11 protein-coding genes are annotated in these 12,887 nt (G+C 51.5%); 1 reads left to right on the forward strand and 10 read right to left on the reverse strand.

The window, feature by feature from the left end; all coding sequences use genetic code 11:
- Positions 1-6: 6 nt before the first annotated feature.
- From BM70_RS32110 to mexE, 9 genes are all read right to left on the reverse strand, one after another.
- Complete coding sequence (locus tag BM70_RS32110; RefSeq protein ID WP_081782027.1) at positions 7-987, reverse strand: ThiF family adenylyltransferase; 981 nt, start codon at positions 985-987, stop codon at positions 7-9.
- Positions 980-2,413, reverse strand: a complete 1,434-nt coding sequence (locus tag BM70_RS32965) for a hypothetical protein (RefSeq protein ID WP_155952109.1) — start codon at positions 2,411-2,413, stop codon at positions 980-982. Before BM70_RS32965 ends, BM70_RS32110 begins: the two co-directional genes overlap by 8 nt.
- Before the next feature lie 38 nt (positions 2,414-2,451).
- The gene (locus BM70_RS32970; RefSeq protein WP_155952111.1) at positions 2,452-3,684 is read right to left on the reverse strand and encodes a hypothetical protein; all 1,233 of its coding nucleotides are present in this window, start codon (positions 3,682-3,684) and stop codon (positions 2,452-2,454) included.
- Between the two features lie 169 nt (positions 3,685-3,853).
- On the reverse strand, positions 3,854-4,309 hold the full coding sequence (locus BM70_RS32115) for a cupin domain-containing protein (RefSeq protein ID WP_081782028.1): 456 nt from the start codon (positions 4,307-4,309) through the stop codon (positions 3,854-3,856).
- Complete coding sequence (locus BM70_RS32120; protein ID WP_081782029.1) at positions 4,251-4,850, reverse strand: cupin-like domain-containing protein; 600 nt, start codon at positions 4,848-4,850, stop codon at positions 4,251-4,253. The genes BM70_RS32115 and BM70_RS32120 overlap by 59 nt, the downstream gene beginning before the upstream one ends.
- Before the next feature lie 92 nt (positions 4,851-4,942).
- On the reverse strand, positions 4,943-5,083 hold the full coding sequence (locus tag BM70_RS32975; protein WP_155952114.1) for a hypothetical protein: 141 nt from the start codon (positions 5,081-5,083) through the stop codon (positions 4,943-4,945).
- Between the two features lie 428 nt (positions 5,084-5,511).
- The gene (locus tag BM70_RS0103055; RefSeq protein WP_025854638.1) at positions 5,512-6,927 is read right to left on the reverse strand and encodes an efflux transporter outer membrane subunit; all 1,416 of its coding nucleotides are present in this window, start codon (positions 6,925-6,927) and stop codon (positions 5,512-5,514) included.
- Positions 6,924-10,103, reverse strand: a complete 3,180-nt coding sequence (locus tag BM70_RS0103060) for an efflux RND transporter permease subunit (protein WP_025854639.1) — start codon at positions 10,101-10,103, stop codon at positions 6,924-6,926. The genes BM70_RS0103055 and BM70_RS0103060 overlap by 4 nt, the downstream gene beginning before the upstream one ends.
- 15 nt (positions 10,104-10,118) lie before the next feature.
- The gene (gene mexE / locus BM70_RS0103065; protein WP_025854640.1) at positions 10,119-11,360 is read right to left on the reverse strand and encodes a multidrug efflux RND transporter periplasmic adaptor subunit MexE; all 1,242 of its coding nucleotides are present in this window, start codon (positions 11,358-11,360) and stop codon (positions 10,119-10,121) included.
- Between the two features lie 313 nt (positions 11,361-11,673).
- Between mexE and BM70_RS0103070 the strand changes: the two genes are divergently transcribed.
- Positions 11,674-12,570, forward strand: a complete 897-nt coding sequence (locus BM70_RS0103070; protein ID WP_025854641.1) for a hypothetical protein — start codon at positions 11,674-11,676, stop codon at positions 12,568-12,570.
- A 62-nt stretch (positions 12,571-12,632) separates the two neighbouring features.
- On the opposite strand, the gene BM70_RS32125 is transcribed toward BM70_RS0103070, so the two are convergent.
- A complete protein-coding gene (locus BM70_RS32125) occupies positions 12,633-12,824 on the reverse strand; it encodes a sterol desaturase family protein (RefSeq protein WP_256220872.1) in 192 nt (63 codons plus the stop codon).
- Between the last annotated feature and the right edge of the window lie 63 nt (positions 12,825-12,887).

Below are 12,887 nucleotides of genomic sequence, written 5' to 3' on the forward strand. Positions count from 1 at the left end.
CTCATTTTATTTAAATACCTGTTTTTTTGTAAGCTCAAAAGACCTGAAGTTCAAGCTTAAAGTGCATGCGTCTACTTTTGAAGTGCCAATTTTTGCTAAGTGCTGAAAAGCTTCCCAAGCCATAAGGTTAGCAATAATTGAATTTGTTATCCCGTTTGAAGGAAAACGTGCAGGAACAATTACTGTCTTGCAAACCCTGCGCACCTCTCTAATCCAGTTTAAATAGGCCTGAAATGAAGATCTATCTTTCAGGAGCGGTCCAAGTACGCCATTATTAATGCCAACAGCACCGAACAGCGCTGATGAGCCTAATTTTAATGCTGCGTTAGCTACGTGACTCTGAATAGCTCCTTTGGGTTCGTCAGCACAACAGATTATTAAGTCCGATCCCTTGGCTAATTCTGATAACTGCTTACTGGAAGTTATCTCAGCTATAACTGATTTAGCTTCTACGACTTTTTGATTTTCCAATAATCGCCGAGCAAGTATATCTGCCTTGTATTGGCCAATATCTTGTGCGTTAAAAACAAATTGACGATTAAGATTGCTCATGCTTACTTTGTCGAAATCAATCAGCACAAAAGAGCCCACACCTGAACCTGCCAGGCTTTGTGCAAGTAAAGATCCAGTGCCGCCGCATCCAACCACTACTACTGATGAGTTGTTTAACTGTTGACTCATTTCTTGGTTTGGTGCAATAGCTTCATTCCATGACCATTGCATGGTTTGCAGCGGAGTCATCCCATGTGGCGGGGCACCATGGATGAGGTTAGCCTCTTTTAGCTTTCGAAGAAAGCTTCCTTCTGGCTCAGTATTAAACTCCAACACAACTCCCGTTGTACTAAGAAGGTGAAGTAATTTAGCAATATCGGAATTATGGACATTGATGTTTTTAATGCCATTTTCTGTGATTAATTTAAGTTGGTTGTCATAGCTAAGAATGGCAATATCGCCACGCAGTATCCAATGGTCTTTTTTCTTAAGCAAGGGAAGAGTCCTCTGTTATATTCGTGTCACTTATATGTTTAACAAACATCGCCATTGGTCTATAAACCGTTTCAGCTAGTAGCATAGGTAAAGCCTCACTACTGGATTTAGAGTAGAGTTTTAGAAAAATAGACCTCATAAGGGTGGTGGATTTAACCGAGGTACTCAAACCAGATATCTTTCTTTGAAAGAGAATTAGACGCAAACTTTTTTCACTGGCCGCATTGATAGTTAGTGTCTTCAGTGTTTCCTTTTCTGTATTTGTGAGTTCCTGCCAGAGTTGACTGCACTCCATAATGAGATGAAGTGATTTTGTTATATTTTTTTGTCGTGGCTCAACAAATGCTTGAAGCAATGTCTCTTCGGGGCTCATTATTTCAAATGGGCTATTTAACCGCTGATAGTTTGCAAGAATAGGGAAAGAGTAATATGAAGAAAATGCAGACCATGATAATAGTATTTTTGTATTGGTGTTGGGAATTATATCTAATGCCTTGGTTAGCCCAATGCCACGATATTGTGGGTGTACAATAACTCGAAATGATTGCAATACATGTTTATTTATTTCTGAAAACTCTGGAAATATTTCAAATGCTTTTGGCCAAGGACGAATACATAAATTAACACCAATCAACTCCCCTTTAGAGTAAGCGGTGACAACGTGGTCAACTAGAGGCGCTAACATCTCGATGTCATTCGGGTTGTCGTTTTCATAGTGATAGCGAGAGAGTTTTTTGTAATCGTCTATGGTGCCTTTTTTGATTTTTATTTCTAGGTGTTCTAACACGTCTGTGGAAATATTTTTTTTATTGAGAATGCGGTGCTTGCCATTTGAACAAAGTTCAATGTGAATATCAGGTTTTAAAAAATCTACAATGTCATCATGACAACTTGCAATAAAAGCGCTTTGTTTATTAGAGCGAAGGATTTTCCCTAAAGTCATGGCGACAATTTGAGCTGTGCGCCTGTCCAGTCGTGTAGTAAATTCGTCAAGGATAAGTGGCCCTACTCCTTGGAGTAAAGCTAGCGCAATTAGGAAACGTTCTTTTTGCCCATCAGATAGGTGAGAAAACGGACTAATCAGTATACGTGGTTCTCCCAACCCAAATTTTGAAAGATAGCGGATAACTTCACCTGCATCTTTATAAGATATAATTTCCGCGATAGATTTTTCTTTGTTGATATGATTTGGTATCTTTCTTATCGCTGGGAAATGTCGAGAAATATCTTTTAATAGCAGGCTTTTACCTACTCCACTTGCCCCTGTTATTAGGATAATACCGTCTGTAGGGAGATCTAAATCTGATAGCGACTCCTTCCATCCTTCTTCAGATAGGCCAAAAGTTCTTATTATATCTCGGCAAACTTTACTCAAGCTGTTCAGTGGAGGAATATGCAGATCTACTTTTGTATTTATCGTCTTCATAGCATGGCTCGCATTAGCTATTGGTCACAGTAGGTATGTCAAATTTTGAGATTGATGTTGCTCAAGCAAATACTTGGAATGGCACCAATTATCACGGCTGGACATAAGTCATCTAATAGGTCGTCCAGTAATTGTCTGTGCGCATTACTAAACTCAGGTGATTTTAATGTATTAAAATATAGCTTTTGGGCTTGTGATTCACTTCTCCAAGCTGGGCACAATATTAATGATGCATATCTACCCCAAGCATCATCGGTTGGTCCGGAAACGATCATTAATCGCATAGCCGCTTTAACTTTTGGGTTTGAATAGCTATCAGAAACAGGCGTGCAAAGTATGCCGTTTTTATGAAGAGTCGTAGCAATAGACCAGGCTACTGTAGCGTTAGGATAATAATCGGAGAACGCTAGAATAAGACCATTTTTTGATGCTAGGGGCGACCAATCTAGAGTGACTAGATTTTCTAGCGGCATTGGATCATCAAATGGTGTCGATGCGTTTGCCCAGCCTACATGTTCCCCGCAGTTGTTTTGTTTTAAAATGTGTTTAATTTCTTTGCGAAGTGCTTTTTTATCATCCCCAACAAGCTCGCCTGAAAAAACAAGAATACCTCTAAGTGATGTTTTTTTAACGATACGCTGTCCATTTACTGATGGCATTGAATTAAATGGAGTGGCGGTGTCTGCCGTTTGATTAATAATTCCTTTGTCGTAAAGAATGATGTTCTCTTCAGGGTTTCGAACAACTTCTATGAGGATAGAAGGGATGCTGTTGTCGGGGCAAAAAGCTTCCCACCGGTTGGGGGCAATTTCGCAAATTTGTCGTGCCCCAGGCCATTTATTAGCACGAAACGGTATCCAAGCAGGGGAGGATAGCAATCCATCAAAAGCTGAAACTTTTTCCTGAAAGCTAATAATGGCGCTGCCATTCTCTGTTAACCCAAATGTTGCTTTATTCGTGATGAGATTACGGACAATGACATCATGGCTAGTCAGATGATTAAGTCCGTTTAAGTAATCCGCTCCTGAGATGTCATGAAGTTTGCAACTATTGTTGGCTTTGGGTGAAAGAGTATAAGTATGTCCCTCATCTTTAATGTATATATCGCATCCGCCTCCTATGCTAACGTTTGGGAGTGGCGCAGACAATGGTGCTCGTGGAGGAAGAGCTCCCAAGCTTGCTAACTGTAAAGCTCCATAGTTTCGAGGAGATTTTAATGATCCAGGAGGCGCGTCCACGGCAATTCTAATTAATTTATTGGTCTCTGTCACACATCCTCCTAACTTTCTTTCGGGATCAGTTTGCCAAGAGTGTTTGATTGTTTTTCGTTTTGTGTGTGTCGGCCGAGTTAATTCATGGTAATGCTATATGTTGACTGTATTGAAGAGTCGTAAAAGATATTTGATTTTTGTAGGTTTTTTCTGGTTAACACGTTTCGCATTAACTAACAGAGTTTTTCAAGTAGTGGTTGTTTAGATAGTTTTTGGAATTTTTTGCTGATTTTTCAAGAAAATCAATATAAGTTTTCTCATTCTCAATAAAGCCACCAATCTTATGAGATAAAGGAGGGGGTGATTTTTTTTCAGCTTTAAATAGTTCCTTTCTAGCATCCTTTCCTAAATTTTCGATTTTACTTAATATGGGTAGAACAAACCCACGCATTTGCTGTTCAAAAAGTGGAAATCTATAAGTATCTACATGTAGATTTTGAACTGCAATAGTGAACCCGCAGTTGATTACGTTATGCCACCAACCAGGGGGGATATAAAATGCATCACCTGCCGATATCGTACCTTCAAAAATTTCGGCTCCTTGCGCGAATACATGATTAGCAATTTCAGGATTGAATAAATCTTGTCCATTCGAAACTGCAAATGTATGGGAAGGCGAAACCATTCGTGCTTTTTTTTTCACCCACAATCATGGTTAATACAGAGTTGACGAAAAAAGAATCTGTATGTAAAGGGCTTGATACATGTTGATAACCGATAATTAAATTTGTCGGTGGTATTGATATAGAAGATGGCAGTTTGTACAGCCAATTGTCAGGAAAGCAAGGTAGTGTCATATCTATATCATCTAGAAGTTCAGGAAATTCTTTATGATAGATCCATCCACCCAAATATGGTAACTCAACGTTATTGTCATAAGTTGATATGTTATTTTCAGCTAAATTTATATATTCTCTTAGAGGTATTTTAGCTTGGTTCTTATAAAGTTCTTGCTGTTTTGTCTTGTAATAACAAACAGGAACTTGAACGTGGCCATAGGTATTTCTGAAGAAGTCTGCAGACCAGCGCTTAATAGCAGTCCAGTCTTTGCCCATTCCTTTTAGGATGACTGGCTTTTCATTCATGAGATATTTTTTTTGGAACAGTGTTGCATTGCTAGCATCAATGCTCTCGAGGAGAGTGATGTTTTTATTTGAGGTTGACAAGGGAGTAATCCTTATTGAATTAGTCGCTGTTAGTATTTTTAAAAAAGGCCAAACTAGTGAGTGGCCTTTTTTATCATGGTTTCAGCGAGCTATTAACAGCGACTAAAAACAGCCTGAAGCATCAGTTCATCATCTGCTAAATCCATGAAGAAGGAGATATCTTCATTTTCATTAGTGGTGGAAAAAGTGATATCTGAATCTAATGCATATTCAACGGTTTCTTCATTTTTCATTTTGTGTACTCGCTATTTAATTGATGAGGTGGTAGAGGTTTCAGATTAAGTAGCCGCTGATTGATTAACATTTTGGTCCGAAACCATACCGCAAGCCCTGTTCATCAGGGATAAGTCGCGCAGTTCCTGAACTAATCAGCGCACCTTGATTAAAGGCCATGTTGTCAGTCTTAAGCAAATGTGCACTTTGTAACTCTATGTATCGGTGCGTCTCCAATAGGAGAAGGGGCTGCATCGATGGAAAATACTTCACTCTCTCCGCAAGACATAGTGCAGTACTAGGAAAATACCTACTAATAACTTCGCATTAGACTTACAGAGATAACCTTCAATATTTTAGGACGCCTTAAACAAAAAAAGCCCCGTGACCGAATGGACCACGGGGCAAAAAATTGGCTGGATGCGACCAACCAAAGGAGCTCTTTACATCACTTGGCGGTAGCGACCACCGTATCCGGCTGCCAGCCACCCCCCAGTGCCTTGTAGATCGCGACGATGCCGCGATACAGGTCGACTTCGGCCTGGGCCTGGGAGTCTTCGGCGGCCAGGCGTTCGCGTTGGGCGTCGAGCAGTACCAGGAAGTCCACGGTGCCTTCGCGGTAGCGGATTGCCGCGAGGTCGGCGGCGGCGCGGCTGGATTCGCTTTGGCGGATCAGCGATACCAGGCGCTGTTGGCGCTTGCCGTAGTCACTGAAGGCGTTTTCGGACTCTTCCAGGGCCAACAGCACTTGTTGCTCGTAGGTGGCCAGTGCGCCATCGGCCTCGGCATCGGCGCCGCGCAAACGGGCGCGCACGCTGCCCAGGTCAAAGGCGGCCCAGGTGATGCTCGGGCCAAGGGCCCAGGCATTGGCGGCGGACGAGCCGATCTGCGAACCGCGCCCGGCAGTAAAGCCGAGGAAGCCGCTGAGGCTGACCCGTGGGAACAGGTCGGCCTTGGCCACGCCGATACGCGCGGTGGCGGCGGCCAGTTTGCGTTCGGCGCTGAGGATGTCCGGGCGCCGCTGCAGCAGTTGCCCCGGGTCGCCAATCGGCAACGCCTTGGCAATCGCCGGCAGGTCTTTAGGGCCCAGGTCGACGGTGAGTTTGTCGGGACGCTGGCCGAGGAGGGTGGCGATGCGGTTACGCTCGCGCACTTGTTCGGCCTGCAGTTGCGGCACGCTGGCTTCGACTGCCGCGAGGCGTGCGTCGGCACGCTCCACGTCGAGCTGGTCACCCACACCGGCATCCCGCAGGCTGACGGTGATGGTGCGCGATTCCTGCTGGTTCTTCAGGTTGTCCAGGGCAATGCGTTCACGCAGTTGCGCGCCCCGCAGTTGACCGTAGGCGTCCACCAGTTCGGCGATCATGGTGACTTGCAGTTGGTACAAGTCAGCCTCGGCGGCCTGCTGGTCGGCGTCGGTGGCTTCCAGGTTACGCTGGATGCGACCGAACAGGTCCAGTTCCCAGGCCATGTCCAGGCCGAGGTCATAACGCTCGCTGTTGACGCGCTTGGTGGTCTGGCCGGGGATCTGTCCCTTGGCCAGGTCACTGCTGGCACGGCTGGTGATGGTCGGCATGGCGTCATTGCTGGCGTCATCGCGGATCGCCCGTGCCGCCCGCAGGCGGGCAAAGGCGACGCGCAGGTCCCGGTTACCTTGCAGCGACTGGGTCACCAGTTGGTTGAGGGTCGGGTCCTCGAACTGCTGCCACCAGATGCCTTCGAACTTGGCATGGTCATATTTCTTGGCATCGGCAGCGGCGGTGATATTGGCCGCCTCCGGCGTCTGGGTTTTGTAGTCCGGGCCTACGGCACAGGCGCTCAGCGCCAGTACCAGCAAGCTCGGCAGAAAGACTTTCACACTCATTGCTGTGTCTCCAGCTTCAAGGCCTTGGCCGCTTTGCGCGCTTCGCTGCGCTCCACATAGCGACGGATCAGTACGTAGAACACTGGCGTCAGCAACAGACCGAAGAAGGTCACACCGATCATCCCGGAGAACACCGCCACGCCCATGGCATGACGCATCTCGGCACCGGCACCGCTGGACAACACCAGTGGCACCACACCCATGATGAAGGCGAACGAGGTCATCAGGATCGGCCGCAGACGCAACCGGCAGGCTTCCAGTACCGCAGCGAGCGGGTCGAGGCCTTCTGCCTGCTTGTCCTTGGCGAACTCGACGATCAGAATCGCGTTCTTGCACGCCAGGCCCACCAGTACGATCAAGCCGATCTGGGTGAAGATGTTGTTGTCGCCGCCCGAGATAATCACCCCGGTAATCGCCGACAGCAGGGTCATCGGTACGATCAGGATCACCGCCAATGGCAGGCTCCAGCTTTCGTATTGGGCGGCCAGTACCAGGAACGCCAGCAGTACGCAGAGCGGGAACACGAACAGCGCGGTGTTGCCCGAGAGGATTTGCTGATACGTCAGGTCGGTCCACTCGTAGGTCATGCCGTTGGGCAGTTCTTCTTTCAGCAGTTTCTCGATCGCCGCTTCAGCCTGGCCCGAGCTGTAGCCCGGTGCAGCGTTGCCGTTGATTTCAGCGGTGATGAAGCCGTTGTAGTGCATCACGCGGTCCGGGCCCGAGGTGTCGCTGACCTTGATGAAGGTCGCCAGCGGGATCATCTCGCCCTTGTTGTTGCGCACTTTCAGCTGGCCGATCTGATCTTCATCCAGGCGGAACTGCTGCTCAGCCTGCACGTTGACCTGGTAGGTCCGGCCGAAGCGGTTGAAGTCGTTGGCATACAACGAGCCCAGGTAGATCTGCAGGGTGTCGAATATGTCACTGATCGCCACGCCGTGGGTCTTGGCCTTTTCGCGGTCGATGGCGGCATCGACCTGGGGCACGTTGACCGTGTAGCTGGTGAACAGGCCGAACAGCTCCGGCGTCGTGCGGCTCTTGGTGATGATGTTCTGCACTTCTTTGTACAGCTCGTCGTAACCCAGGTTGCCACGGTCTTCGATCTGCAGGCGGAAACCACCGATCGTACCCAGGCCCTGTACCGGCGGCGGTGGGAAGATCGCCATGTAGGCTTCCTGGATGCTGCTGTACTTGCCGTTCAAGGCACCGGCAATCGCGCCAGCGGACATGCTCGGGTCTTTACGCTCGTCGAAAGGTTTCAGGGTCACGAACACGATGCCGCTGTTCGGGCTGTTGGTGAAGCCGTTGATCGACAGGCCCGGGAACGCTACGGCGCTTTCCACGCCCGGTTGTTTCAACGCGATGTCGGACATGCGCTTGATCACGTCTTCGGTGCGGTCCAGGCTCGCGGCGTCCGGCAATTGGGCGAAGGCCACCAGGTATTGCTTGTCCTGGGCCGGTACGAAACCGGTCGGCGTGTGGGCAAAGCCCAACCAGGTCAGGACCATCAGGCCGGCGTACAGGAACAGCGCGATACCACTGCCACGGATCACACGGCGTACGGTACCGACGTAGCCATGGCTGGCCTTGTCGAAGAAGCGGTTGAACGGTTTGAACAACCAGCCACCCAGCACCTTGTCGAGGAACTTGGAGAACCCGTCTTTCGGCGCGTTGTGGCCCTTGAGCAACACCGCCGCGAGGGCAGGGGACAGGGTCAGCGAGTTGAACGCCGAGATCACCGTCGAGATCGCAATGGTCAAGGCGAACTGCTTGTAGAACTGTCCGGTCAAGCCGCTGATGAACGCCGCGGGTACGAACACCGCACACAGCACCAACGCGGTGGCGATGATCGGGCCGGTCACTTCGCTCATGGCTTTTTCAGTGGCCGGGAACGGTTCCAGGCCCAGTTCGATGTTCCGTTCGACGTTCTCCACCACCACGATGGCGTCGTCCACCACGATACCGATGGCCAGTACCAATCCGAACAAGGACAGGGCGTTGAGCGAGAAGCCAAACAGGTGCATCACCGCAAAGGTACCGATCAACGATACCGGCACCGCCACCAACGGAATGATCGAGGCGCGCCAGGTCTGCAGGAACAGGATCACCACCAGGACAACCAGGATCAGCGCTTCGAACAGCGTGTGCACCACCGCTTCGATGGAGCCGCGCACGAAGATAGTCGGGTCATAGACGATGCTGTAGTCCATGCCTTGCGGGAAGCTCTTTTTCAGCTCTTCCATCTTGCCGCGCACTTCGTTGGAGATCTCGATCGCGTTGGAACCCGGGCGCTGGAAGATCGGGATCGCCACCGCCGGCTGGTTGTTGAGCAACGAACGCAGGGCGTATTGGCTGGAACCCAGCTCCACCCGTGCGATGTCGCGCAGGCGAGTGATTTCACCGTTGGCGCCAGAGCGAATGATGATGTTCTCGAACTCTTCCTCGGTCACCAGGCGACCTTGGGTGTTCACCGACAACTGGAACGCGGTGGCGGTCGGTGCAGGTTGCGCACCCAGGGCACCGGCGGCGACTTGACGGTTCTGCTCACGGATCGCGGTGACGACGTCAGTGGCGGTCAGATTGCGTGAAGCGGTCTTGTTCGGGTCCAGCCACACCCGCAGGGAATAGTCGCCCATGCCGAACAGCTGCACGTCACCCACGCCGCCCAGTCGCGCCAGCTCATCCTTGACGTTGAGCAAGGCATAGTTGGACAGGTAGAGCATGTCGTAACGCTGATCCGGGGAGGTCAAGTGCACCACCATGGTCAGGTCGGGGGAGGCCTTGTCCACGGTGATACCGATACGTGTCACTTCCTCAGGCAGCTTCGGCTGAGTCCGGGTCACACGGTTTTGCACCTGCACCTGCGCGTTGTCCAAGTCGGTGCCCAGGGCGAAGGTGATGGTCAGGGTCAGCTTGCCGTCGGCGGTCGACTGCGAGGACATGTACAGCATGTTCTCGACGCCGGTGATGGCTTGCTCAAGCGGAGCGGCCACGGTTTCACCGATGACTTTGGGGTTGGCGCCCGGGAAGTTGGCGCGTACCACGACAGTCGGCGGCACCACTTCCGGGTATTCGCTGATCGGCAGCTGGAACAGCGAGATCGCACCGGCGATCAGGATCAGCAGCGAGAGCACCGCTGCGAAGATCGGCCGCGAAATGAAGAACTTGGAAAAATTCATCTTGAGTCGTATCCCTTAACCGCGTGGAGTCGCAGCGCTGGCAAGTTTTGGCGCGGCTTTATCCGGCGCCACTTGTTCCAGGTTGCTGGCTTCAAGCGCTTGTCGTTGTTGGGCCAAAGCGGCGAGGGTTTCCTTGCTGGCCATCGGAATGGTTTCCGGGGCGACCGGCGAGCCAGGGCGCACGCGCTGCAGGCCCTTGACGATAATGGTGTCGTCCTTATTCAGGCCGCTGCGCACAATGCGCAAACCTTCGATCTTCGGTCCCAGCTCCACCGCGCGATAGGCCGGCTTGTCGCCGTCCATCACCAGCACGAATTTCTTGCCGAGGTCGGTGCCGACGGCTTTGTCATTGATCAACACGGCGGAGTAGGTGCCGCTGCCGACCAGCTTCAGGCGTGCGTACAGGCCAGGGGTGTATTCGCCCTTGCTGTTGTCGAACACGGCGCGACCACGGATGGTGCCGGTGGCCGGATTGACCTGGTTGTCGACGAAGTTCATCTGGCCCAGGTGCGGGTTGCCGGTCTCGTTGGACAGCCCCAGGTAAACCGGGGTGGTCGCACCGCGACGGCCTTGGCGGGCCAGTTCGGTGTACTTGAGGAACACGCGCTCATCGGCGTCGAAGTAGGCGTAGACCTTGTCGGTGGACACCACGCTGGTCAGCGCGGTGACATCGGCGGTCACCAGGTTGCCGGCGGTGATTTCGGCACGGCTGACGCGGCCGCTGATCGGCGAGGTCACGCGGGTAAAGCTCAGGTTCAGCTTGGCCAGGTCCAATTGCGCCTGAATCCCGGCGACGGCTGCGCGGGCTTCCTGGGCGGAAGTGGTGCGCGAGTCGGCCAGTTCGGCGGAGATTGCATTACTCTGGCGCAGGCGTTCGCCACGCTGGGCTTCGTTATCGCTGCGGGTGGCGGCGGCTTTGGTTTGGGCAAGCTGGGCTTCAAGGCGGCGTACTTCGGCCTGGAACGGACGCGGGTCGATCTGGAACAGCAGGTCGCCTTTCTTCACCAGGGCGCCTTCGGTGAAGGCCACCTGATCGATCTGGCCGGACACGCGCGGACGGATCTGCACGGTTTCCGGGGCTTCCAGGCGACCGGTGAATTCATCCCACTCGTTGACCGGTTGCTCCAGCACCTTGGCCACGCTGACTTTGGCAGCTGGCATGGCGGCCGCTTGTTCCGGGGTCTTGCCGCACGCGCTCATCACCACCACGGCCAAAATCGCCAGGGGGAAGCGCAAATGTTTGAGTGACTGTTCCATGAGGTGCATCCGCCAATGTATTTGAGATGGGCGGATCATGCGCGGCGATGTGCTATGTCACGAATCGAATGAAGCAAAGGTAACTATCATTCAGAATGATATAAGCGAGCGATTAGCCCTCTAGCATGGGGGTTTCGTTAGGGTGCTATCAATAGCCGTGATGACAAAAGACTTTTGCGTGGACCGTATGGATCGGCTTGTGAAGCCGAGCAATCGTATGACTTCGTAGTCTATTAGACGTCAGATTTCAGCTGGATCGTATTTTACGGCGAATATATCATTGTGCCACTACTCAGGAATGGACCTCCCAGTCATGAAGCTCTATCACTTTACCGCCGTGCCTCTGGCAGAAAGCATCCTTTCGGATGCCTTACGTTTTGGGCATGTGCCCATTCCTGAAGAGGAGCCACTCACTGGGTATACTTGGTTGACAACCAGCGCTTACCCCGAGGGCACCGGCGTCCCACAAGAAACCGTAGAACTCACGGAACAACAGCTCGCCTACGTGGAATTTGTCGAACGACGAAAGCCAAAGAACACCCTTTCCCAAGATAAATCTAGAGTCAGGATCATGATCGATTCCGACGATTTAAAGGACTACGACCGGGCAAAGAAGGTGGGGTTGGTCAGCTTTCTGGAGTTGTATCGCTGGCTCGGCATACCCGCGCTATTCGGCAAGTACGTTGGCCTGAGCGCCAATATGAATGTTGGTGAATTGACAGCGCAGGCGTTGCAACACCAGCTTAGCCTGACCGGTAACTCTGAAGAACATTGCTGGTACCTGCATCGAGGGGCTATTCCGGCGCAGTTGATCCAGGAGGTCTGCTACCTGACCCAGGATGGCTATGTTCCCTACGACTTCGAAACGCACGGCCGCGTCGATATGCAGGCGGCAGGCTTCGGTTGTGCCCGCGAGCAAATCAACGCGCGGCTTGCTACCGTCCTCCCCGCATCGAACAGGTTTGAGGCACCCAAGGCGTTTGTTATCTGTGAGAATCCGAACGCACCTATCTATCTAACAGTGCGGGGCGCTGGCACTACCCATTCGTTCGATATGGAAACCGGTGAGCCCGTCACGGCGGTAGATACGAATTATCCGCTGGCAAGCGTTCAGCAGTTCGTTATAGCTCACCGTGATGAGTGGCAGGTTTGCCGAAACGCCGCCATCGCAGGGTATTACAGGTTTTATCCGGAACAACCGAAGGTTTGAGCCAAGAGGTTGGTTGAAACGCTGGTGGGTTACGAGAGATTCATCTCGTAATCAACCTTCGGTCACGTGTCCCTGAACGCACTTCTTGAATTACTTCTACGCAGAGGGTTCGCCCGAGCGTAGGTGCCAAACACGTGATCCCACAGCGGCGAAGATACGCCGAAGTTTTTCTCGACGCCGTGGCGGTGGTGCAGATCATGATTGGCCACCCACCCTGGAATGAAGGCGTAGGCCCAATGCGCCGGGCGGTGCATGACTTAATGTACCGAGATGTAATAGAAGTTGCTCGACTCGTGGGCGGGGAGCAACTTAGACGA

Source organism: Pseudomonas sp. CHM02 (assembly GCF_000612585.1).
In the GTDB taxonomy this organism is placed as follows: domain Bacteria; phylum Pseudomonadota; class Gammaproteobacteria; order Pseudomonadales; family Pseudomonadaceae; genus Aquipseudomonas.